Origin of the sequence: Streptomyces lydicus (assembly GCF_000717345.1) — a bacterium.
Classification (GTDB): domain Bacteria; phylum Actinomycetota; class Actinomycetes; order Streptomycetales; family Streptomycetaceae; genus Streptomyces; species Streptomyces lydicus.
The window spans coordinates 97,835-120,422 of sequence record NZ_JNZA01000017.1 but is presented as its reverse complement, the minus strand read 5'-3'; the positions used below and the strand labels follow the sequence as shown (position 1 = coordinate 120,422).

Sequence of the window (22,588 nt, the reverse complement as noted above, 5' to 3'; positions counted from 1 at the left end):
AGGCCGGTAGCAGGGCATTCGTGCTCCATCTGCCCCCAATGCGTCACGGAGCTGGAGCACGCCATGAATCCCACCGTCGAAGACCGCGTCCCGGTACTCGTCGTGGGCGGGTCCCTGGTGGGCCTGTCCGCGTCACTGTTCCTGGGACGGCTGGGCGTACGGCATCTGCTGGTCGAGAAGCACGCGGACACCTCGCACCACCCCCGCGGGCGGGGGAACAACGTCCGCACGATGGAACTGTTCCGGGTCGCCGGCGCCGAGGCGCCGATCCGCGAGGCGGCCTCGACCCTCGCCGACAACCACGGGATCCTGCAGGCCCGTTCGCTCACCGGAGAAGAGCAGGAGTGGCTGTTCAAGGAGATCGACCCGGGCGGCGGGCTGACCCGGATCAGCCCGTCCGGCTGGTGTCTGTGCAGCCAGAACGACCTGGAGCCGGTGCTGGTGCGCTGTGCCCGCGAGCTCGGCGGTGACCTGCGGTTCTCCACCGAGCTGGTCTCCTTCGAACAGGACGCGCAGGGCGTGACCGCACGGCTGCGGAGCCGGGAGACCGGCGAGGAGTCCACCGTGCACGCCGACTACCTGATCGCGGCGGACGGCCCGCGCAGCCCGGTTCGCGAGCGGCTGGGCATCGGCCGGACCGGCCCCGGTGACCTCTTCCACAACGTGAGCATCACCTTCCGGGCCCCGGGCCTCGCGGACATCGTGGGCGACCGCCGGTTCATCGCCTGCTACTTGACCAACCCCGAGGCGGACGGCGCGCTGCTGCCCGTCGACAACCAGAAGGACTGGGTCTTCCACGCCCCCTGGCACCCCGACCGGGGCGAGACCCTGGAGGACTTCACCGACGAGCGGTGCATCGACCACATCCGCCGGGCGACCGGCGCGCCCGACCTGGCCGTCGAGATCACCGGCAAGGCGCCCTGGCACGCCGCCGAGCGGGTCGCCGAACGCTATGCGCACGGCCGGGTCTTCCTCGCCGGCGACTCCGCCCACGAGATGTCCCCCACCGGCGCGTTCGGCTCCAACACCGGCATCCAGGACGCCCACAACCTCGCGTGGAAGCTGGCCGCCGTACTGGACGGTGCGGCGGACCCGGCGCTGCTGGAGACCTACGAGGCGGAACGGCTGCCGGTGGCCCGCGAGACCAGCGCCCGCGCCTCGGCCCGCTCCGCCGAGCACAGCCACCCCGGCTACTCCCCCGCGCCCGGCGCGGCCGGCGGCCGGCAGCGCGGCGTGCTCACCGTGGCCCTCGGCTACTGCTACCCGCAGGGCGCGGTGGTCGGTGCCGACCCCGAACTGCCGGTGGTCCCCGACCAGTTGCGGCTGACCGGCGAGCCCGGCACCCGCGCCCCGCACATGTGGCTGCGGGCGGGTGGGGAGCGCCGTTCGACCCTCGACCTCTACGAGAAGTCCTTCGTGCTGCTGGCCGGCTCCGACGGCGACATGTGGCGCACCGCCGTCAAGGGCGCCGTCCAGCGTTTCGACGTGCGGCTGGACTGCTACCTGATCGGCACCGAGCCGGACGACGACCTGGCCCCGGAGGACGGCACGGACTGGGCCGAGAAGCACGGCACGACCTCCGAGGGTGCGGTGCTGGTGCGGCCCGACGGCTTCGTCGCCTGGCGGGCCGAGGGCCGGGTCGCCGATCCGGAGGCGGCGCTGCGGGAGGTCTTCGAGGTGCTGCTGTGCCGGAGCTGACCGGACACTGAGGCAGCGGAGGCTGTTGAGGCCGAAGGGACCGGCGGGACTTCCGCCGGTCCCTTCGCGCAGGGAACGTATCTTCTGCCCGTCACCACCGCAGGGGCATCTGCGGACGGCCCCGGCCGCGTCCCGCAACCCGGGGACCGATTTCCGGTTGAGTCCGGGCATGGACGCCAAGAAGCCCGGCTCGCACCCTTTTCAGCGCATCTCCCTCCCCCACCAGCCCCCACCGCTGCCGCCGCCCGTTCCCCGGCGCCGGCCCGAGGAGGAGACGCCGATCTTTGACCAGCTGCTCAAGGAGTGGCGTGCGGGCACGCTGCGTCCGGCCGTGTCCTGGCCGGTCGACGAGCCGGGGAAGATCAGGGCGGGCTCCGCTGTTGGCACCGATGACGGACGCCCCTATCCACGGAAACCCGACGAGGAGCCCGACCGTGAGCCTGTACGACATCCCGCTGCGCACCCTGACCGGTGAGCCCGCCTCACTCGCCGACTACCGGGGCAAGGCCCTGCTGGTGGTGAATGTGGCGTCCAAATGCGGGCTGACCCCGCAGTACTCCGGCCTGGAGCGGCTCCAGCAGCGCTACGGGGACCGGGGTTTCCACGTACTGGGCTTCCCCAGCAACCAGTTCGCCGGCCAGGAGCCGGGCACCGCCGAGGAGATCGCCACCTTCTGCTCGGCGACGTACGGCGTCAGCTTCCCGCTGTTCGAGAAGACCGACGTCAACGGCGCGGACCGGCATCCGCTGTACGCGGCGCTGACCGCTACCGAGGACGCCGACGGGGCGGCCGGTGACGTCCAGTGGAACTTCGAGAAGTTCCTGATCGACACCGGCGGCCGGGTCGCCGGCCGCTTCCGGCCGCGCACCGAGCCGGAGGCCGAGGAACTGGTCACCGCCATCGAGGCGGTACTGCCGGCCTGACCCGGCCGCCGCGGTGCCGCCGGCGGTCAGGCCACGGCGATGTCGTCGGCCTCGGCCGCCCCGGCCGGGAGGCCGTCCCGGTCCGCGCCGTCCGCGGCGAGGGCGTCCTCGGACACGGCCTCCTCCGGCACCGTCTCGAAGTCGCCCCGCAGCCCGGTCATCCGCAGCAGCCGCGCGACGCTTCCGCCGGCCACGACGCCGGTCAGCCGCAGCCGGCCGCCCCGCTGCCGCGTACGGTGGCGGGCGCGGCTGAGCAGCGAGAGCCCCGCGCAGTCGATGAACGTCACCGCGCGCAGATCGATGACGAGGTCGGCACCCTGGGCGCCGGTGAGCTCGTCCAGCCGGTCGGAGAGCACCGAGACGGCGAGGATGTCCAGGTCACCGCGGAGTTCGAGCACGGTCGTGCCGCCCGCGGCACGGCGGGGACCGTCAAGTCTCGGGTAGTACTGACCTTCTTCCATCGGCCCGGCCCACTTTCGGTGCCGGGGCGCGGGACCTTGCCACGCGTGCCCGGCGAAGACGTACGGAGGTGTGGGGGCGCCCGACGGGATCCGGGCGGCTCGGCCCGTTTCCGGGCCGTCGGTGGTGCGATTGCGTCACGTGTCTGCCACTACGTTTCTGCAGCTGCGCCCGTAGTTGTCTACGGCTTACCCGTCGACCGCCCCCCTCAAGTCCCGGCGTACGCCTCCGGTGCAGGTTGTCTCAAAGTCGCCCCTTGCGCGCGTGGCCGAGATAGGTCACCAAGGGCGCGCTTCCCGGCGCGAGTTCACAGCCGACCGCCTCCGCCAGTGCGTCGTCGCCGATCCGGCCGCGGCGCCGGGCCAGGGTCCCGGCGACCAGACTGCGCAGGTCGCGGGGCCGGAAGTCACAGGTGCCGCCGTCGGTCAGACCGTGGCGCGCCAGCAGGGCGGCGACCTCGGCCGGCGTACGGAGCCGGCGGGCGGCATAGCGGCCAGCCGGCATTATCCGGGTCAGCGGCAGCCGCTGGAACGCCACGAGGTAGACGAGCCGGGAGACGGGCGTGCGGTTCACGGTGTCGTAGACGAGGACGCCGTCGGGCGCCAGGGCGCGCGCGGCCCGCTCCATCACCCGGTCGGGGTCGGCGGTGATCTCCAGGGTGTCCGCCAGGTAGACGAGGTCGTACGCGGCCTCGGGGACGTCGAGCCGTTCCGCGGGGCCGGTGCGGTGTGCGACGGCGAGGCCGGCCTGCGCGGCGGCCTCCCGGGCGAGCGCGGTCGCGGGCCCGGACGGATCGACGGCGGTGACCGTGAAGCCGAGCCGGGCCAGTCCGTGCGCCAGCAGTCCGCGGCCGCTGCCCACGACCAGGGCGCGCCCGAACGGCGCCCGGCCGAGGCGCTCCAGCACTCCGGAGGTGTACTCCAGCCGGACGCGCTGGAAGGCAGCGGCCCGGATCTGCCGTCCGTCGACGGCGTCCGGGTCGTCCAGTGCGATCGGCGGAGCGCTGCCCCTCGCGGCCATCGTGTACCCCCTGAGGTGTCGGAAAGCGGCGGCCCTGGCGAGTTCCCTGAAGGAACTCTTTCGAACCTAGCACCGTGGGTTCCCTCGGGGAACTCCGCTACGGTGGACGCATGACCCGTACTCCGCTCTCCGGTGTGGCCTGCTCGATCGCCCGCGCCACGGATCTGTTCGGTGATGCCTGGACGGCGCTGATCATGCGGGACGTGCTGACCGGCATCGACCGCTTCGACGAGCTCGCCCAGGACCTCGGCATCTCCCGCAAGGTCCTCACCGTCCGGCTGGCACGGCTCGTCGAGGAGGGCGTGCTGGTCCGTGAGCGCTATCAGGAGCGACCGCCGCGAGAGCGCTATGCGGCGACGGAGAAGGGCGAGGAGCTCTACCCCGTACTGCTGGCGCTGATGAGCTGGGGCGACCGCTGGTACGCGGGCGAGGCCGGACCGCCGGCCCGCATCCACCACCTGGACTGCGCACGGGACACCACGATGGTCGCCGCCTGCGCGCACTGCGGCGGGCCGCTCACCCCGGAGAACACCACCCAGCTGCCCGGCCCCGGCGGGCGGATCGGCCCCGGCACCCGGGTACTGGGCCCCCTCCTCGCGGCCCGGACCGAGCGCGGGGACCCGGACGTATGAACCCGTTTGGGTCGTTTTAGACTGGCCGGACCGCCCGGAAGAGTGAGGTGTGTCCTGAAGTCGCCCGACCCGGCAGCCGAGCCGCCGCCCGACGCCGCGGCCGATCTCGCCGACCGCACCGCGCGGAACCTCCGCGCGCTGGCCGGCGGTCCGGTCTCCCGGCTTCCGGAGCTGCTGGAGGCGATGACGGCGGTCGGCACCGACCACGATCTGCGCCGCGCCCTGGCCCGCATCGCCGAGACCGCGGCCTCGCTCACCGGTGCCTGCCACGCCGCCGTCGGCATCCGCAGCGCGTACGGGGACGGCGCCGGCGGCCTGATCACCCACGGCGAGCCGCCGGACCGCGCGGGCCGGCCGTCCCCGGCCACCTCGCTGGAGGTGCCGATCACCTTCCACGGCGAGGTTTTCGGCAGTCTCGCCCTGACGGGGAAGCGGGGGCCCGAAACACACGGCGCACCGGACGGCCGGCCCTTCACCGAGGAGGATCTGCACCTGGTGCGGGTGCTGGCCACCGAGGCCGGCATCGCCATGGGCAATGCCCGTATGCACGCCGCCGCCCGGCAGCGCACCCGGTGGATCGACGGTGCCGCCTCCGTCACCACGGCGCTGCTGGCCGGCCCCGAGACGCGTTCAACCACCGAGGACGCCCTGACGGTCGTCGCGGAGAAGGGCCGCGAGCTCGCCGAGGCGGCCACCGGTGCGGTCCTGCTGCCGCACCCCGAGGGCGGGATGGAGGTCGTCGCGATCTCCACCGACCTGACCGAGGCGGTGCGCGCCGAGGCGTACCGCGGCAGGATCCCGCCGGAGAGCCCGGTCCTGCACCAGATCCACGCGGGACTCGCGGTCTTCGCCGACGACTTCGCCACCGACCCCCGCTCGGTCTCCCCACTGTCCCGCCACTACGGCCCCACGATGCTGCTGCCGCTGCGCAGCAACGGGCGGGTGCTGGGCGCGCTGGCGCTGTGCCGGATGTCCGGCGGCCGCCGCTTCAGCCCCTCCGAACGCACCCTGGGCGCGCAGTTCGCCGCCCAGGCCGCGCTGGCGCTGGTACTCGCCGACCGGCACCGCGACCGGGAGCGGCTCGCCGTCTACGAGGACCGCGACCGCATAGCCCGCGATCTGCACGACCTGGTCATCCAGCGGCTGTTCGCCACCGGCATGCTGCTGGAGAGCGCCCGGCGCAAGGCCGTGCTGCCGGAGGTGCGGGAGCGCCTGGGCCGGGCGGTCGACGAGCTGGACGCGACGATCCAGGACATCAGGACGGCGATCATCGCGCTGCAGCAGGGGCCGTCGCAGGTGCCGCCGGGGCTGCGCACCCGGGTGCTGCGGGAGGCCGGCGCGGCGGCCGTGGCGCTCGGCGCGCGGCCCGCCGTGCGGTTCGCCGGCCCGGTCGACGCGCGCGTCGACGACGCGACCGGCCGCGAGCTGCTGTCCGCGCTGCGCGAGGCTTTGGCGACGGGCCGCCCCGGCCGTGCCGAGGTCGTCGTGGACGCCACCGCCGCCCTCGGCGGCCGCCCCGCCGTCCGGCTGACGGTCAGCCGCACGGACTCACCCGACGACCCCTTCGTCTGGGAGCGCCCCCTCGACGGGACTCCGTAGGGCGCGGCCCGAGGGGTGCCCTCCTTGGGACCGGGCGACCGCGTGACGACAGGCGGCGAGCAGCTCCTGCGGGTCGTCCTCGTCGGTGAGGTCCACGCCCAGGTCGGGGTGGGCGATGTCTGGGCCTTGGCGGCCACCGCGTCCCTGACATGGTTCAGGAACGCCAGCAGCGTCGCCTTCTCGTCGGAGTCCGCGTCCGGAGGCCCCGTGTCGGCGCGGGGTTGAGTCCGCGTCACCGCCGCGCCGTAGCGCGCCGGTGCACCCCGTTGGGTGAGAGCGAAGGAATCGCTTGACCTCAACATTGGTTGAGGTCTTAGGTTCCTTTCATGTCGCCGGTCGCGCACGGCGATCCCGTGACGACCCGGCACACAGGAGGCCCAGCATGGACATGGAAGTCACCGCCTGGCATTCGCTGCACAGCTCGATGAACGCACAGCGGGGCCGGCGACGGTTCTCGCGGCGGACGCTGCGCCGCATCCTGGACTTCGCCCGGCCGCACCGCCGGTTCCTGGTGTGGTTCCTGGTGCTCAGTACGGTGACCGCGATGCTCGCGGTGGCCACGCCGCTGCTCGCCGGCCGGGTGGTGGACGCCATCGTGGGCGGCGGCTCGGCGACGCTCGTCGTCGAACTGTCCGGGCTGATCGCCGTCATCGCGCTCGCGGAGGCCGGTCTGGGGCTGCTGACCCGCTGGCTGTCGGCGAGCATCGGCGAGGGGCTGATCCTGGACCTGCGCACCACTGTCTACGACCACGTCCAGCGGATGCCCATCGCGTTCTTCACCCGCACCCGCACCGGCGCCCTGGTCAGCCGCCTCAACAACGATGTGATCGGCGCCCAGCGGGCGTTCAGCGACACCCTGTCCGGGGTCGTCAGCAACATCGTGACGCTGCTGCTCACCCTCGGTGTGATGCTCAGCCTGTCCTGGCAGATCACGCTGATCGCGCTGGTCCTGCTGCCGGTGTTCGTGCTGCCCGCCCGCCGGGTCGGCCGGCGGCTGGCCGACCTGCGCCGGGAGGGCGCCGACCACAACGCGGCGATGGGCACCCAGATGACCGAGCGGTTCTCCGCGCCGGGCGCCACCCTCGTCAAGCTGATGGGCCGGCCGGCCCGCGAGTCCGCGGAGTTCGCCGCCCGGGCCCGCCGGGTGCGGGACATCGGTGTCCGCTCGGCCATGGTCCAGACGTACTTCGTCACCGCGCTCACCCTGGTCTCCGCACTGGCGCTGGCCGTGGTCTACGGCCTGGGCGGATTCCTCGCCCTGCGCGGACAGCTGGAGGCCGGCGCGATCGTCTCGCTCGCCCTGCTGCTCACCCGGCTCTACGCCCCGCTGACCGCGCTGTCCGGCGCACACATCGAGGTGATGAGCGCGCTGGTCAGCTTCGAGCGGGTCTTCGAGGTGCTCGACCTCAAGCCGCTCATCGAGGAGAAGCCGGACGCCCGCGAGGTCCCGGAGGGCCCGGTGTCGGTCGAGTTCGACTCCGTACGCTTCGGCTACCCGTCCGCCGACAAGGTCTCGCTGGCCTCCCTGGAGGAGGTCGCCACCCTCGACACCCGGGGCGGCGAAGAGGTCCTGCACGGTCTCTCCTTCCGCGCCGAACCCGGCCAGATGGTCGCCCTGGTCGGCTCCTCGGGTGCCGGCAAGTCGACCGTCGCGCAGCTGCTGCCCCGGCTGTACGACACCGACGCGGGAGCCGTCCGGCTGGCCGGGGTGGACGTCCGGGACCTGAGCGCCGCCTCGCTGCGCGCCACCCTCGGGATGGTCACCCAGGACGGCCATCTCTTCCACGACTCGATCCGCGAGAATCTGCTGCTCGCCAGGCCGGAGGCGACCGAGCGGGAGCTGTGGGACGCGCTCGGCCGGGCGCGCCTGGAGGAGCTGGTCGCCACCCTTCCCGACGGCCTGGACACCGTCGTCGGCGAGCGCGGCTACCGCCTCTCGGGCGGCGAACGGCAGCGGCTGACCATCGCCCGGCTGCTGCTGGCCCACCCCCGCGTGGTGATCCTGGACGAGGCCACCGCCCACCTGGACAACACCTCCGAGGCGGCAGTGCAGGAGGCCCTCGCCGAGGCGCTGGAGGGCCGTACGGCACTGGTCATCGCACACCGGCTGTCGACCGTACGGGCCGCGGACCAAATCCTGGTCGTCGAGGGCGGACGGATCGTCGAGCGGGGGACGCACGAGACGCTGCTGGCCGCCGACGGGCGCTACGCGGAGCTCTACCGGACGCAGTTCACGGACTCGGCGGCCCGCGCGGCGGCCGAGGAGGACGCCGTACGGGAGGCCACGGTGGGCGACGGCGGCACGGACCCCGGCCCGGAGCCGGCCCTGGTCAACTGAAAGACCGCACCGGAAGGCCCCCGCCCCTTGGCGCGGGCCTTCCGCATGCCGAAAACTGAGGAGATGACGCAGCGCGCGGAACACTCCAGTGTGATGGACCGCCTCGCCCTCGACGACCTGATCACGGGCTACGCCGTCGCCGTGGACGACGGCGACTGGGCGGGCTACCGGGCCCTGTTCACCCCGGACGGCCGGGTGGACTACCGCTCCGCGGGCGGGATCGAGGGCAGTACGGAGGAGGTCGCGGCCTGGCTCGCCGAGATGCTGAAGCACTTCGCCATGCGGCAGCACCTGATAGTCAACCGCCGCGTCACCCTGTCCGGGCAGGACGGAGGCCCGGGCGACACGGCCACCGTCCGGGCCGACTACCTCAATCCGATGCGGCTCGCCGGGTCCGGTCCCGACACCGAGGGCGGCCCGACCGCGCCCAACTACACCTGCGCCGGCCGCTACGACTTCACCGCCCTGCGCACCACGGACGGCTGGCGGCTGACCGGCGTCGTCGTGCACGAGAAGTGGCGTGAGGTGCGGCCCCCCGGCGAGTGAGCCCGGGGCGCGCCGCCCCGTTCCGGCGACGCCCCCTTTCCTTGATCGGCCGGTCCGCGCACACTGGCCGTCCGACCGGCGGCACCCGGCACACCAGGGAGACCGTATGGACCAATCGCCCGCCCCTGCGGCGCGGTGGCTCGGCTCCCCGTGGGGCCGGGGCGCGGCGGCGGCGCTCGCCGGTGCCGTGCCGGCCCTCACCTTTCCCGCGCCGGCCTGGTGGTGGCTGGCCTTCTTCGCCCTGGTGCCCTGGCTGCTGCTGGTGCGGTCGGCGCCCACCGCCCGGCGGGCGGCGCTGGACGGCTGGCTGGGCGGGGCCGGGTTCATGCTGTCCGTGCACCACTGGCTGCTGCCGAGTCTGCACGTCTTCATCCTGGTGCTCGCGCTGCTGCTCGGCGCGCTGTGGGCGCCCTGGGGACTGCTGGTGCGGGCCCTCCTCGGAGGGGTGCCCGGCGCCGGGAGATGTGCCGCCGCGCTGGTGCTCGTCCCGGCGGGCTGGCTGATGGTCGAACTGGTCCGCTCGTGGCAGTACTTGGGTGGGCCCTGGGGGCTGCTGGGCGCCAGCCAGTGGCAGGTGCCGCCCGCCCTGCGGCTGGCGTCGATCGGTGGGGTGTGGCTGGTCAGCCTGCTGATCGTGGCGGTGAACACCGCACTGGCCGAGCTGATCGCGCCGCCGGCGGCACGGCTGCCGGCCGTCGCGGGCCTGCTGGTGTGCGCCCTGGGCGTCACCGCCGCATGGTGCTGGGCGCCGCTCCCCCGCCTCGCGGGCACGGTCCGGGTCGCGGTCGTCCAGCCGGGCTTCACCGGCACGCCCGGCGCGCGGCTGGCCCGCAGCGAGGCCCTCACCCGGACGCTGGCGGGCCGCGGCGTGCGCCTGATCGTCTGGGGCGAGAGCAGCCTCAACCACGATCCCGCGGACCGCCCGGACCTCGCCGCCCGGCTCGCCGCGCTCTCCCGGCGGACCGGTGCCGAGCTGCTGGTCAACGTCGACGCGCCGCGCGCCGGCGGCCCCGGCATCTACAAGAGCGCGGTGCTGGTGGGGCCGGACGGGCTGACCGGCGACCGCTACTCCAAGATGCGCCTGGTGCCGTTCGGCGAGTACATACCGCTGCGGTCCGTCCTGGGCTGGGCGACGAAGGTCGGCAAGGCGGCCGCCACCGACCGGGTACGCGGCAGCCACCAGGTGGTGATGCCGGTGGCCTCGGCGGGCGGACTGCGGATCGGGCCGCTGGTGTGCTTCGAGACCGCCTTCCCCGACATGAGCCGCCACCTGGCGCGCGACGGCGCACAGGTGCTGGTTGCCCAGTCCTCGACCTCGACGTTCCAGGACAGCTGGGCACCGCAGCAGCACGCCTCCTTGGGGGCGCTGCGCGCCGCGGAGACCTGGCGGCCGATGGTGCACGCCACGCTCACCGGCGTGAGCGCGGTCTACGGCCCCCGGGGCGAGCGGATCGGCCCGCAGCTCGGCACCGACCGCAGCGCGGCGGCCGTCTACGACCTGCCGCTGGCCGCGGGCACCAGCCCGTACGCCCGGTTCGGCGACTGGGCGGTGTACGGGGCGATCGGCGCGCTGGTGCTCTGGGGTGCCTGCGCGGGCCTGCGCGCGGTCAGCGGACGGCCTGCGCGAGGGCGTCGGTGATGACCCGCTCGCACAGTTCGTGGCTGCGCAGCGCGTCCTGCGCGGATGGCTGCCGGCCGGCCCGTACGTCGTCCAGGAACGCCAGGACGATCTGCTCGATGCCGCGCTGCCGGGCCACCGGCACCCAGTCGCCGCGCCGCCGGACGGTCGGCTGCCCCTTGTGGTCGATGACCTCGGCGAGGTTGACCACCTGACGCCTGGTGTCCTGGCCGGAGACGTCGAGGAGTTCCTCCGCCGAGCCGCTGAGGCGGTTCATGGTGCCGACGGCGGTGAAGCCGTCACCGGACAGCTGCAGCACCACGTGCTGCATCAGCCCGTCGCGGATCCTGGCCCGGACGTCGATGTGGTCGACCTCGCCGGGAACGAGGAACCGCAGGGTGTCGACGACATGGATGAAGTCGTCGAGCACCAGCGTGCGCGGGTCCTCGGGCAGTCCGACGCGGTTCTTCTGCATCAGGATCAGCTCGCGGGGGTGCTCGCGGCACTGGGCGTAGGCGGGCGCGTAGCGGCGGTTGAAGCCGACGGTCAGGCCCACGCCCCGCTCCTCGGCGAGCCCGACGATCCGCCGGGACTCGGCCAGGTCGTAGGAGAGCGGCTTGTCGACGTAGGTCGGTACGCCGGCCTCGAGCAGCCGGGTGACGATCCCGGGGTGCGCCGCGGTCGCCGCGTGCACGAAGGCCGCGTCCAGGCCCGTGGCGAGCAGCGAGTCCAGGTCGGCGTGCAGCTGCCGCCCGCTCAGGTGGTGCGCCGCGCCGACCCGTTCGAGGGTGGCCGCGGTGCGGGTGTGCAGGTGGAGTTCCAGGCCCGGTTGGGTGCCCAGTACGGGGAGGTACGCCTTCTGGGCGATGTCGCCGAGTCCGATGCAGCCGACCTTCACTCATGCTCCTTGGGTTGCGCCGCGGTCCTGGTGCCCCGCGTCCCGGCAGCATACGTGGGGCCCTCCGGCCGCCAGTCGGCGATCCCGTCCAGGGCGCGCAGCGCGAGATCCGGGGTCAGCCGGGCGGTGGCGGCCATCAGGACGGCGCGCAGCGCGCAGGCGGGCCGGGAGCGCCAGGTGGTGAGCCGGCCGATCCGCTCGGCCCGGCGGACCACGTCCATGGTGCGGGGCAGCCGCTGCCGGGTGAACTCCGCGAGCGCGGTGGCGAGATCGGCGTCCGGTGCGGCCAGCTGCGCCAGCACGACGGCGTCCTCGATGGCCTGGCAGCCGCCCTGGCCGAGGTTCGGCGTCATGGGGTGGACGGCGTCGCCGAGCAGGGCGACCCGGCCCCGGTGGAAGGCGGGTGGCGGGGCGGCGGCGGCGCGCACGTCGTTGCGGAGCACGGCGGCCGGGTCGGCGGCGGCGATCAGGTCCGGAACGGGGCGGTGCCAGGTGCCGAAGCGGCGCAGGAGTTCGGCCCGTTCGTCGTCGGCGGCCCGGCCGCCGGGCGGTACGGCGGCGGTGGCGTACGCGTAGATCCGGCCGTCGGGCAGCGGCACGGTGCCCCACAGGCCGCCGGGGCCCCAGGTCTCGTGCGCGGTGCAGGGGCGGTCGGGGGCCGGCACGACGAACCGCCAGGCGGTGAAGCCGGCGTAGCGGGGTTCGGGGTGGCCGGGGAAGACCGCGCGCCGAACCGCGGAGTGGATGCCGTCGGCGCCGACGACGAGGTCCGCGGTCAGCTCCTCGTCCGCGCCGCCCGGGACGCCGGCCCCCTCTCCCGTGGCGGTGGCCCCGTCCGTGGCGCGGGTCCCGTCCGTCGCGGTGGCGCCGTCCGTGCCCGTGGCCCGGTCCGCGGCGGCGGCGATCCGGACGCGTGCGGGCCGGCCCCCGGGGCCCGGCTCGCCCGGGTCGACCAGTTCCGCCGCGGCCCCGGTGCGCAACGCGCCGTCAGGCAGCCGGCCGGCGAGCAGGGCGAGCAGTTCCGCGCGGTGGGCGACCATGACCGGCCCGCCGAACCGCCGGACCGCCGCGGCGTTGTCCGTACGGGCGAGCCGGCGGCCACCGGGCAGGCGGAGCTCGCCCGCGCCCTGCCAGGCGGCCATGGCGCGGACGGCATCGCCGAGGCCCAGGGTGTCCAGGGCGCGCTGGGCGTTGGGGGCGAGGCCGATGCCCGCGCCGCTGCGCGCCGGGCGCGCGGACTGCGCCCGGCTTCCGGGGGCGGAGGCCGGCACGGGCCCGGCGGTGCGCTCCAGCACGGTGACCGACCAGCCGCGGCGGTCCAGCGCCAGGGCGGCGGTGAGCCCGCCGATCCCGCCGCCGATCACGATCGCGGTGCGCTGCCGCATGACGCCTCCCGGTTCCCGTTCCACACTGCGCCACTACAGGTGTAGTCGCACAGCAGTGAGACTACACCTGTAGTCAGACCGGTAGGCTCGCCCCCATGAACGCCCGCGACGACCACGCCCCGTCTGCCGCCTCTCGCCCGCAGCTGATCGCCGACACCGCGCTGCGCCTGCTCGCCGAGCGTGGGATGCGCGGACTGACCCACCGGGCCGTCGACGAGGCCGCCGGGCTGCCGCAGGGCTCCACCTCGAATCTGGCGCGCACCCGCGCCGCCCTGCTGGAGGCGGCGGTGGGGCGGCTGGCCGAGCGGGAGGCGGCGGTGCTGACACCGGACGAGCTGCCGCGGCCGCAGCGCGACCGGCCGTCGGGGGCGGAAGCCGGGGCGGGAGCCGCATCCGGGGCCGGGGCCGCGGCCGGCGGCGCGGAGGTGCCGGCGCTCGCCGAGGCGCTCTCCCTCGCCCTGCACCGCTACCTCACCCACCACCGCGAGCTGCTCCTCGCCCGCTACGAGCTGGCCCTGGAAGCCACCCGCAGGCCCGCGTTGCGGGAGGTCTACGACCGGGCGGGCCGGGCCTTCAGGGAGCCGGTGGTGGCGATGCTGGCGGCGGCCGGCTCCGCGGCGCCGGAGCGGCACGCGCTCTCCGTGGTCGCCTGGTGCGACGGGGTGCTCTTCTCCTGCACGGCGGGCCAGTTCCACGCGGCCGTCCCGACCCGCGCGGCGCTGCGCACCTCCTGCGCCGAACTGCTGGCCGGGATGCTCCCGGGCGCCGGTGCGTCGCGGGGCCGGACCGGGGTAGCCGGGGAGTAACGGCGGGTGCGTGGCCCGCCCTGGAGGGAGGGGTCCCGGATGGCCGTCGCCAAGGCGAGTGTGGTGGTGCTGGACGCCGCCGAACCACTGGAACTGGCCGACTTCTACGCCCGCTTCCTCGGCGGTGAGGCGCGGGTCGGCAGCAATCCCGACTACGTCGAAGTCGTCGAGCCCTCAGGCGTACGCCTCGCCATCCGGCGGGACCGCGGCGCCGCGCCGCCGAGCTGGCCGCGCCCGGACACCTCACAACAGGCCCATCTGCACTTCCTCGTCCCGCAGGACGACATGGACGAGGCGGAGCGGGAGGCGATCGACCTCGGCGCCCGTCCTCTGGAGACCCGGGACAACGGCGGGCGCCACGACATCCGGCGCTATTCGGATCCCGCGGGGCACCCCTTCGTGCTGGCCGCGAGCGAAGGCCACGGCCTCGCCTGACCGCCGGTGCCGGTGAGGGCCGCGGGGCAGGTCGCCGCGTCCTGGCGGGCCGCCGCGTCCTGGCCCGTCCGGCGGTACACACCGCCGGGCCGGCCCGCTCCGCACACGCGGCGCCGGCCGTCCTCCTCTAGGCCGTCCGGCCCGCCGCGCCGTCGATCCGCAGCTGCAGCCGTTCGATCGCGTCCCTCAGCCCCTGGCGGTACTCACCGTCGGCGAGCGCGTTGATCGACGCCCGGGCCCGCCGCAGCTGGGCGTGCGCGTCGGCCGGCCGGTCGAGGGCGGCGTAGTCGGCGGCGATGTTGAGATGCAGCGAGGGGAAGAACGCCCGGAGGGCGACGAGGGGGTGCCGCGGGCCGGGGCCGTCGGCGACGCTCGACGCGCCGGGGGCCGCGTTGTCGGGGCGCTCGGTGACGAAGCCCTCGGCGGCCTCCAGGGCCCGCAGGTCCCAGTCGAGCTCGTCCCTGGGGTCGTCCTGGGTGTCGGCCATGTAGTGGGCGAGGGCGCAGCGGTGGAAGGCGTCTCCCTGCGGCCCGATCTCGTGCCACAGCGCCGTGAGGCGATTGCGGGCCTCTTCGCGGTCGCCGGCGCGATGCAGCATGATCGCCTGGCCGATCCGGGTCAGCACGCCGTCCTCGGACGTGGCCTTCCGCAGCTTGTCCACCACCGTGCACTCCCCGTATCCGCTCACCACCGTCACTGCCGTTCCCCCGACGCTAACCGCCCGGGGAAACCTTCGCGCGGTGTGCGCGGCGCGCCGGGCGATCGGACCACGGTCCGGCGCCGCCCGGCACGCCCCCGGATCAGCCCAGGTCCGGGATGCGCCAGTCGATCGGGGTGTGGCCCTGCGCGGCGATCGCCGCGTTGATCTGGGTGAACGGGCGGGAGCCGAAGAACTTCTTCGCCGACAGCGGGGAGGGGTGCGCGCCCTGCACCACGGCGTGCCGCTCCTCGTCGATCAGCGGCAGCTTCTTCTTGGCGTAGTTCCCCCACAGCACGAAGACCGCCGGGTCGGGCCGGGAGGCCACGGCACGGATCACCGCGTCGGTGACCTTCTCCCATCCCTTGCCCTTGTGCGAATTGGCCTCGGCCTCGCGGACGGTCAGAACGGCGTTCAGCAGCAGCACGCCCTGCTGGGCCCAGGGCATCAGATAGCCGTTGTCCGGGACCGGGTGGCCGAGCTCCGCCTGCATCTCCTTGTAGATGTTCCGCAGCGACGGCGGCGTTTTGACGCCGGGCTGCACCGAGAAGCACAGGCCGTGGCCCTGCCCGGCGCCGTGGTACGGGTCCTGGCCGAGGATGAGCACCTTCACCTGGTCGTAGGGGGTCGCCTCCAGCGCCGCGAAGACCTGATCGCGGGGCGGGTAGACCGGACCGTTGGCCCGCTCCTCCTCGACGAAGTCGATCAGCTCCTTGAAGTAGGGCTTGTCCAACTCCTCGCCGAGTACCCCGCGCCAGGATGCGGGCAGCATGTCGGTCACCACGTCAACAACCTCCGGTGTGTGTTGCGTTCTTGTCCTCGAACCTACCGGCGACCACTGACAACGCCGTCCACGGCCGGTCTCCCGTACGGACCCGGCCCCCCTCAGCCTCGCACAGCCGAGCGGGTGCGGCGTACGGCGCCTGACGAGGAAGGTGCCGGCCCCCACCGGGACCGGCACCCTCACACGCTCCGCCTCTGGGCTCAGACCCCGGCGTTGAGGAACAGGCCGCCGTCCACGACGAGCGTCTGGCCGGTGATCCAGCCGGAGGCGTCGGACAGCAGGAAGGCCGTGGCCCCGCCGATGTCCGCCGGGACGCCGAGCCGCGCCATCGGGTAGCCGGCCGCCGCCTCCTCCTCACGGTTCTCGTACAGCGCCGCGGCGAACTTGGTCTTGATCACCGCGGGTGCGATGGAGTTGACCCGCACGAGAGGCGCGAACTCGTGGGCGAGCTGCATCGTCAGGTTCACCATCGCGGCCTTGCTCATGCCGTACGCGCCGATGAACGGCGAGGCGTTGAGGCCGGCGATCGAGGCGATGTTGACGATCGCGCCGCCGTTCTCCTTCTGCCAGGCGTGCCAGGTGCGCTGCGCGAAGCCGAGCGCGGAGACGACGTTGGTCTCGAACACCTTGCGCGCGACGTTGAGGTCGAGGTCGGCGATCGGCCCGAACACCGGGTTGGTACCGGCGTTGTTGACGAGGTAGTCGACCCGTCCGAAGGTCTCCATCGCGCGCTCGACGGCGACGGCCTGGTGGGCCTCGTCGTGCGCCTTGCCGGCGACGGCGAGCACCCGGTCGGCGCCCAGCTTCTCGGCGGCCTCCTTGAGGGCGTCCTCGTTGCGGCCGGTGATGACGACCCGGTCACCGCGGGCGATCAGGGCCTCCGCGATGCCGTAGCCGATGCCGCGGCTGGCACCGGTGACCAGCGCCACCTTGCCGGAGAGCTCGGGGAGCCCGCTGTCCTGCTCGGTCATGTTCTGTACTCCTGGAGTCGGTGGGGCGGTCAGTTGAGCGGGCCGCCGGCGACGTACATGACCTGGCCGGACACGAAGCCGGCCGCATCGCCGGTGAAGAAGGCGATCGCGTTGGCGATGTCCTCGGGGCGGCCGACGCGCTGCACCGGGATCTGGGTGGCGGCCGCCGCCTGGAAGTCCTCGAAGCCCATGCCGACGCGCTCGGCGGTGGCGGCGGTCATGTCGGTGACGATGAAACCGGGGGCGACGGCGTTGGCGGTGACGCCGAACTTGCCGAGCTCGATGGCGAGGGTCTTGGTGAAGCCCTGCAGACCGGCCTTGGCGGCCGAGTAATTGACCTGGCCGCGGTTGCCGAGCGCCGAGCTGGAGGAGAGGTTGACGATGCGGCCGAACTTGGCGTCCACCATGTGCTTCTGGCAGGCGCGGGACATCAGGAACGCACCGCGCAGGTGCACGTTCATGACCGTGTCCCAGTCGCTCTCGCTCATCTTGAACAGCAGGTTGTCGCGGAGCACACCGGCGTTGTTGACGAGGACGGTCGGCGCGCCGAGCTCGGAGGCGACCCGGGTCACGGCCGCCTCCACCTGCTCCGCGTCCGAGACGTCACAGCCGATCGCGACGGCCTTGCCGCCGGCCGCGGTGATCTTCTCCACGGTGTCCTTGCAGGCCGCCTCGTCGAGGTCGAGTACGGCTACGGCGCGGCCCTCGGCGGCCAGGCGGACGGCGGTGGCCGCGCCGATACCGCGGGCCGCGCCCGTCACAATGGCGACGCGCTGCTCGGTGGTGGACATGCGGGTTCTCCTCACCCTCGAAACCTCGACAAGCGGTCCGCCACACCGATCCCGTGGGTGAGCAACCGCTTAGTAGCCTGAGCAGGGCTGACGCTAGAAGCCCGGCAGGGCGCTGTCAACGCCCCACCACCGCGCCGTTGCCCACCTCACCTGGGCCGCCGCACCCGACCCGGCGCAATCGCGCCATACGACACGGGCGCCAAGGTCCCCGGACGGACGTCCGGCAACCCTGGCGCCCGGCATGACGCACCACTCCCCCAGGTGTCAGCGCACCAGCAGTTCCAGCAGCCGCTCAGCCTCCGCCGCGGGGTCGGTGGTCAGGCCGGTGTGCACGGGGCCCGGCTGGACGATGGTGCTGCGCGGCGCGATCAACCAGCGAAAACGCCGCCCGGCGTCGTCGCCGGCGGCCTGACCGGCCCGCTCCCCGCCGAGGCAGACGCCCTCGACGGCACCGAGCGCGGCCCGTACCCCGGCCACGTCGGCCGACGGGTCGAGCGCCAGCAGGCGGGCCTCGTCCAGATGGGTCCGGGCCTCCACGAAGCGCCGGGCGCGGCAGTACACGAGCACCCCGGCATTGATCATCTCGCCGCGCTCCACCCGGGGCACGACCTTCAGCAGCGCGTACTCGAAAACATCGCGTCCGTTGTGCAGACCGGTCACTTCACTGCCCTCCGCGGCAACTTTCCGGCCAGCCATTCCGGTGCCTGCGACGGCTTGTCCTTGGTGGGCTCTCCGATGGTGATGTGGTCGCTGATCGTCCGGGCGCGGGCGAGCAGCGTGCGGACGTACGCCTGCCGCAGCACGTCCGGCGAGTCGAATCCGGGCTCGTCGGTCAGCCACTCGTCCGGGACGTCCGCGGCGATCTCGGTCAGCAGTTCCTCGGTGATCCGCGGCGCGAACTCCTCGGCCGCCGCGGCGACGTCCGGTCCGAACGTGGCGAGCACGTGGTCGGAGGCGTCGTACGGCCGGGCCGCAGTCTTCTCCGCGCCCGGCCAGTTGTGGTGCCAGATCATCGCGGCACCGTGGTCGATCAGCCACAGTTCGCCGTGCCACACCAGCAGGTTGGGGTTGCGCCAGGACCGGTCGACGTTGTTGATCAGTGCGTCGAACCACACCACACGGCCCGCCTCGCGGGCGCTCACCTCGAACCCGAGCGGATCGAAGCCCAGTGATCCGGGGAGGTAGTCCATGCCGAGATTCAGCCCGCCGCTGGCCTTCAGCAGCTCCTGGACCTCCTGGTCGGGCTCGCCGAGCCCGATGACCGGGTCGAGCTGCATCCGCACCAGATCCGGCACCCGCAGTCCCAGGCGACGCCCCAACTGCCCGCAGATGATCTCCGCGACGAGCGTCTTCCGCCCCTGCCCGGCCCCGGTGAACTTCATGATGTAGGTACCCAGATCGTCCCCTTCAACAATGCCGGGAAGGGATCCCCCCTCCCTCAGGGGTGTCACATAACGAGTCGCAATGACTTCTGTAAGCATTTCGCCAGGCTATCCGGCCCCCTTACCTCTGGAACCACGACGGGCTCCCGAGGCCACCTCACCCGGCGATCCGCCCCGGTCACGCCCGGGGAGCATCTGCGGAGTTTCGACCACTGCCCACCGCCGCACTCCCCAACTTCCTCCGCGGAATATCCGGGCCGGCATTCCCCACGGAAACTCCACCTCCACCGGTGGGACAGCCCCGACGTGGCGCTTCAGCTCCTCAGTGCACAGCGTCACGGTCACGGTCGATCCCCGCGGCGAGGCAGCGAGACCGGGCAGCCATGAGCTGATCCACCGGGGACCACAGGGCAGCCCTTGGTTCCGGCGACCGCGGCGGGAGGCCCCGGCCCGGCCTCCCGCTGCACCCCTGCCCTCCATGTCCTCGACCGGCTGCCGGGCACCGGCGCCGGGTCCTGGGGCAGCGAGAGTGTCAACGACTTCGGCACCAGCGGCCTGTCCGTCGGCCGGTCCGCCGGGCTGCCCGCCTACTGGACGGGAAGCACGGTGCACCGTGTCCCGCTCCCGTCCGGGTACGACCGCGGCTCGGTCGCCGCCGTCAACCACCGCGGTCTCATGGTGGGCAGCATCCAGGGCCCGGTGGGCGCCGCCGCCTTCAGCTACCGGGTCGGTGCCTCAGCGGTACGCATTCTCCCCGGCGGCACCTATGCCGCCGATGTCAACGACCGTGGGACCGTCGCGGGCGGCAACGACAGTTCGGACGCCGCCTATCTCTGGACCGGCGCCACCCTCACCCGGACCCTCACCGTCAAACCCGGGCACCCGGGTACGCGTACGCGGTATCAACTCCCGTGGAACGGTGATCGGCTACTCCTGATACTGGGACGGCGTGAGCGAGGTGAGCGGCAGCGTCGGGCTGGTCTGGCCCGGTGGGACCACGGGTCCGGGACGGCAGCTCAAGCCCGTCGAGATCAACACCGACACGGACTGGTACCCGTCCGCCATCGACAACCACGGACGCGTCGTCGGTGAGCGCACATACGACCACCAGGACCTGGCTGCCGAGACCTACTGGGACGCCCCCTACACCAAGGACGGCGTCCAGATACCGGGGCTGCCCGCTCACGAGGGCAAGGGCTGGCTCAACGACATCAGCCCCAGCAGCGGCGTGGCCGTGGGCACCGCGATGTTCCCGTACGGCATCCCGCCGATCACCCCCGTCGACCAGGCCCAGATCTGGCCGGGCTCCGGCCCCATGCGAACCCTCCCCAGCCTCGCCCCGGACGGCCCGGCCGGCACCGAGGCCGTCAATGACCAGGCCAGGGCGGGGGGTTGGGCCTACGACGGCGATCCGTACGACGGCGCCGGCGCCCCGCACCCCGTGATCTGGACATGCGCGCTGGGCTGAGGGCTGTCCCGTAATCCCCGGTGGATCAGCGCGCGGCGTCAGACGCGGTGCATCGCCGCGGTCGCTCCTCGCCCCGCACCCGGCCGCGGTGCCGCCGCCAGCGGTGCCCGGTCGGCCCGGCGGTGCCTGCGCTTCGTATGCTCGCGGTACGGGGAACCGGAAGTTGACCACCTTCGGAGGCGAACGAGCATGTCGGAACAGCGTGTTGTCCTGGTGACGGGCGGGGGAACGGGAATCGGGGCCGCCACCGCCCGGCTGCTGCGCACCGCCGGGCACCAAGTCGTGATCTCCGGGCGGCGGACCGAGCCACTGCGCCGGGTGGCCGAGGAGACCGGAGCGCTGGCCCACCCTTCCGACGCCGCCGACCCCGAGGCCGTGCGCGAGCTCGTCGAGACGACGGTGACGGCCTACGGGAGACTCGACGGCGTGGTGCTCAACGCCGGAATCGGGCGGGGCGGCGCGGTCGGCGACACCGAGGTCGAGGACTGGGAAGCGCTGATACGCACCAACCTCACCGGCCCGTTCCTGCTGCTGCGTGCCGCGCTGCCGCATCTGCTGGCGGCCCGCGGCGCGGTGGTCGCGGTCGCCTCGGTCGGCGCGCTCCGCAACAGCCCCGGCAACGCGGCCTATGCGACGTCCAAGGCGGGTTTGCTCCACCTCTGCCGCTCCCTCGCCGTCGACTACGGGCCGCAGGGGCTGCGGGCCAACGCGGTGTGCCCGGGCTGGGTGCGTACGGAGATGGCCGACCAGCGGATGGCGCGGTTCGCGGCGGAGGCGGGGCTGGCGGGCGGTGTCGAGGCGGCGTACGAGGAGGCGAACCGGTTGACTCCCGCCGGGCGGCCGGGTGATCCGCAGGAGGTCGCCGAGGCGATCGACTGGCTGCTGTCGCCCGCCGCGTCCTACGTCAACGGGGCCGTCCTCACCGTCGACGGCGGGGGGACCACGGTCGGCGTCGGCGGTGCCGCCTTCGACTACCGGATCGAGGCGCGCACCCCGCACCTGTAGCGGACTCCCGGACGGGCCCGTGCCGGCCGCGCCGGGCCCGTCAGGCCACGACGGACGAACCCCTCCCGGGTGCCAACGGAGTGCCGGACGCGCCGTGCGGCGCGTCCGGGATCACCCTTCACTGACCGACGGGCCATCAGAAGTCGTACGGCTTCTTGGCGCTCCAGTTCAGCACGTCGGCCTCGTTCCAGCTGAACTGCGGCTTCTCGCCCTGGAGGTCGACGGAGTAGGAGGGGCCGCTCTGACCGTTCGCGCCGCGCAGCGCGAGGGCGAACGACTGCGCCGTGTGGTTCTTCGAACCGTAGTCGAAGAGGTTCACCGCGCTGTACGCCTTGCCGCCGGGCTGGAGCGTGAGGTGCTTGGCGCCGCCCGGGTTGTCCTTCTTCGAGTGCGGCAGTGCGGCACCGTTGTCGCCGAGCTTCACGGCCGGGTACGAGGTGACCCAGCACGGCTTGGTGCCCTTGTTCGACGCGGTGACCAGCAGGTGGTCGCCCTGCTGCCCGGCGAACCGGTGCACCGCGGTGAGCAGCATCTCGTCGCCGCGGCACTGCTGGCCGCCGGCCGTGGTGCCCTTGCCCGCGACCTCGCCCGTCCCGCCCGGGGTGGTCGTCGAGCGCGCACCCTCCTTCGTACCACCGCCGCTGTTGCCCTGCTCCGCGCCGCCCTTGCCGTCCCCATTGGACGCGGACCGGCTCTGCGCGGTGCCGGCGGCGTTGTCACCGCCCGCCGCCTTGGCGCCGCCGTCGGCGCCGCCGCAGGCGGTCAGGCCCAGCGCCAGCGCGGCGGTGACAGCGGCCAGGGTGGCGGTACGAATCCGGGAAGTACGCATGATCGGGTTCCCCCTGTGTTTCGTGCGGGAGTTTTCTTCGGCCGTTCCCGCGGTGTGAACACCACTTTTCCCGGGGCCACTGACGTCCCGGAAACGCCTCACTTACGTCTCACAAACAAACCGCGCAAACGGGAGAGGTCCGGCCGCCGGGCGCCGGTGCTCTTCAAGGCCCCAGCGCCCTGCCGTCGCTCTGCAGCGTGTGCATCAGGCCGTTGTCGGTCGTAGCCAGCGGGACGGTATCCGCTGAGGCGACCGGCCGACCATGGCCCGCCGCGCGGGAACCTCGTCGTGTCTCCCGCACTTA

The 22,588-nt window shown here is 73.4% G+C and carries 22 protein-coding genes; 11 read left to right on the top strand and 11 right to left on the bottom strand.

What is annotated here, in order from left to right; all coding sequences use genetic code 11:
• Positions 1 to 63 precede the first annotated feature (63 nt).
• A complete protein-coding gene (locus OO62_RS18640) occupies positions 64 to 1,698 on the top strand; it encodes an FAD-dependent oxidoreductase (protein WP_033268574.1) in 1,635 nt (544 codons plus the stop codon).
• 434 nt (positions 1,699 to 2,132) lie between these two features.
• Entirely contained in the window at positions 2,133 to 2,621 is a 489-nt protein-coding gene (locus tag OO62_RS18635; RefSeq protein ID WP_033268573.1) for a glutathione peroxidase, read from the top strand.
• Between the two features lie 26 nt (positions 2,622 to 2,647).
• Here OO62_RS18635 and OO62_RS37020 read toward each other — a convergent pair whose 3' ends face one another.
• Positions 2,648 to 3,082, bottom strand: coding sequence for an STAS domain-containing protein (locus OO62_RS37020; protein WP_051733407.1), 435 nt, complete (start codon positions 3,080 to 3,082; stop codon positions 2,648 to 2,650).
• 241 nt (positions 3,083 to 3,323) lie between these two features.
• Complete coding sequence (locus tag OO62_RS18625) at positions 3,324 to 4,100, bottom strand: class I SAM-dependent methyltransferase (RefSeq protein ID WP_033268572.1); 777 nt, start codon at positions 4,098 to 4,100, stop codon at positions 3,324 to 3,326.
• 110 nt (positions 4,101 to 4,210) lie between these two features.
• On the opposite strand from OO62_RS18625, the gene OO62_RS18620 reads away from it, so the two are divergent.
• The 5 genes from OO62_RS18620 (at position 4,211) to lnt (ending at position 10,854) form a co-directional block, all read left to right on the top strand.
• On the top strand, positions 4,211 to 4,732 hold the full coding sequence (locus tag OO62_RS18620; protein ID WP_033268632.1) for a winged helix-turn-helix transcriptional regulator: 522 nt from the start codon (positions 4,211 to 4,213) through the stop codon (positions 4,730 to 4,732).
• Between the two features lie 183 nt (positions 4,733 to 4,915).
• The gene (locus OO62_RS18615; protein WP_164993298.1) at positions 4,916 to 6,331 is read left to right on the top strand and encodes a sensor histidine kinase; all 1,416 of its coding nucleotides are present in this window, start codon (positions 4,916 to 4,918) and stop codon (positions 6,329 to 6,331) included.
• A 382-nt stretch (positions 6,332 to 6,713) separates the two neighbouring features.
• Complete coding sequence (locus tag OO62_RS18605) at positions 6,714 to 8,669, top strand: ABC transporter ATP-binding protein (RefSeq protein WP_033268570.1); 1,956 nt, start codon at positions 6,714 to 6,716, stop codon at positions 8,667 to 8,669.
• 63 nt (positions 8,670 to 8,732) lie between these two features.
• Positions 8,733 to 9,215, top strand: a complete 483-nt coding sequence (locus OO62_RS18600; RefSeq protein WP_033268569.1) for a nuclear transport factor 2 family protein — start codon at positions 8,733 to 8,735, stop codon at positions 9,213 to 9,215.
• Between the two features lie 106 nt (positions 9,216 to 9,321).
• Positions 9,322 to 10,854 carry an apolipoprotein N-acyltransferase gene (gene lnt, locus OO62_RS18595; RefSeq protein WP_033268568.1) on the top strand — a complete coding sequence of 511 codons (1,533 nt, stop codon included), beginning with the start codon at positions 9,322 to 9,324 and terminating at the stop codon, positions 10,852 to 10,854.
• Here the strand turns inward: lnt and OO62_RS18590 are convergent.
• Together OO62_RS18590 and OO62_RS18585 are read right to left on the bottom strand one after the other, a co-directional pair.
• Entirely contained in the window at positions 10,823 to 11,731 is a 909-nt protein-coding gene (locus OO62_RS18590) for a Gfo/Idh/MocA family protein (protein WP_033268567.1), read from the bottom strand. The two genes, lnt and OO62_RS18590, sit on opposite strands and share 32 nt — an antisense overlap.
• Positions 11,728 to 13,116 carry an FAD-dependent oxidoreductase gene (locus tag OO62_RS18585; RefSeq protein WP_033268566.1) on the bottom strand — a complete coding sequence of 463 codons (1,389 nt, stop codon included), beginning with the start codon at positions 13,114 to 13,116 and terminating at the stop codon, positions 11,728 to 11,730. The genes OO62_RS18590 and OO62_RS18585 overlap by 4 nt, the downstream gene beginning before the upstream one ends.
• A gap of 95 nt (positions 13,117 to 13,211) precedes the next feature.
• On the opposite strand from OO62_RS18585, the gene OO62_RS18580 reads away from it, so the two are divergent.
• A complete protein-coding gene (locus tag OO62_RS18580) occupies positions 13,212 to 13,922 on the top strand; it encodes a TetR/AcrR family transcriptional regulator (RefSeq protein ID WP_033268565.1) in 711 nt (236 codons plus the stop codon).
• A gap of 39 nt (positions 13,923 to 13,961) precedes the next feature.
• Positions 13,962 to 14,357 (top strand): VOC family protein, encoded by a 396-nt coding sequence (locus tag OO62_RS18575; RefSeq protein WP_033268564.1) that lies wholly within the window; start codon positions 13,962 to 13,964, stop codon positions 14,355 to 14,357.
• Positions 14,358 to 14,484: 127 nt separating this feature from the next.
• Here OO62_RS18575 and OO62_RS18570 read toward each other — a convergent pair whose 3' ends face one another.
• The 6 genes from OO62_RS18570 to OO62_RS18545 form a co-directional block, all read right to left on the bottom strand.
• On the bottom strand, positions 14,485 to 14,955 hold the full coding sequence (locus OO62_RS18570; protein ID WP_381568568.1) for a hypothetical protein: 471 nt from the start codon (positions 14,953 to 14,955) through the stop codon (positions 14,485 to 14,487).
• Positions 14,956 to 15,157: 202 nt separating this feature from the next.
• A complete protein-coding gene (locus OO62_RS18565) occupies positions 15,158 to 15,826 on the bottom strand; it encodes a uracil-DNA glycosylase (RefSeq protein ID WP_033268629.1) in 669 nt (222 codons plus the stop codon).
• 212 nt (positions 15,827 to 16,038) lie between these two features.
• Positions 16,039 to 16,809 carry an SDR family oxidoreductase gene (locus OO62_RS18560; RefSeq protein ID WP_033268563.1) on the bottom strand — a complete coding sequence of 257 codons (771 nt, stop codon included), beginning with the start codon at positions 16,807 to 16,809 and terminating at the stop codon, positions 16,039 to 16,041.
• Positions 16,810 to 16,838: 29 nt separating this feature from the next.
• Positions 16,839 to 17,600 carry a 3-oxoacyl-ACP reductase FabG gene (fabG, locus tag OO62_RS18555; protein WP_033268562.1) on the bottom strand — a complete coding sequence of 254 codons (762 nt, stop codon included), beginning with the start codon at positions 17,598 to 17,600 and terminating at the stop codon, positions 16,839 to 16,841.
• A 264-nt stretch (positions 17,601 to 17,864) separates the two neighbouring features.
• Positions 17,865 to 18,296: a DUF3037 domain-containing protein gene (locus OO62_RS18550; RefSeq protein WP_051733404.1), complete on the bottom strand. Its 432-nt coding sequence runs from the start codon at positions 18,294 to 18,296 to the stop codon at positions 17,865 to 17,867.
• On the bottom strand, positions 18,257 to 19,081 hold the full coding sequence (locus OO62_RS18545) for a HipA family kinase (RefSeq protein WP_033268560.1): 825 nt from the start codon (positions 19,079 to 19,081) through the stop codon (positions 18,257 to 18,259). Before OO62_RS18545 ends, OO62_RS18550 begins: the two co-directional genes overlap by 40 nt.
• Before the next feature lie 850 nt (positions 19,082 to 19,931).
• Between OO62_RS18545 and OO62_RS18540 the strand changes: the two genes are divergently transcribed.
• Entirely contained in the window at positions 19,932 to 20,450 is a 519-nt protein-coding gene (locus OO62_RS18540; RefSeq protein WP_033268559.1) for a hypothetical protein, read from the top strand.
• Positions 20,451 to 20,639: 189 nt separating this feature from the next.
• Positions 20,640 to 21,455, top strand: coding sequence for an SDR family NAD(P)-dependent oxidoreductase (locus OO62_RS18535; RefSeq protein WP_033268558.1), 816 nt, complete (start codon positions 20,640 to 20,642; stop codon positions 21,453 to 21,455).
• A gap of 136 nt (positions 21,456 to 21,591) precedes the next feature.
• Here OO62_RS18535 and OO62_RS18530 read toward each other — a convergent pair whose 3' ends face one another.
• Entirely contained in the window at positions 21,592 to 22,284 is a 693-nt protein-coding gene (locus OO62_RS18530; RefSeq protein WP_033268557.1) for a DUF4232 domain-containing protein, read from the bottom strand.
• Positions 22,285 to 22,588: the final 304 nt, after the last annotated feature.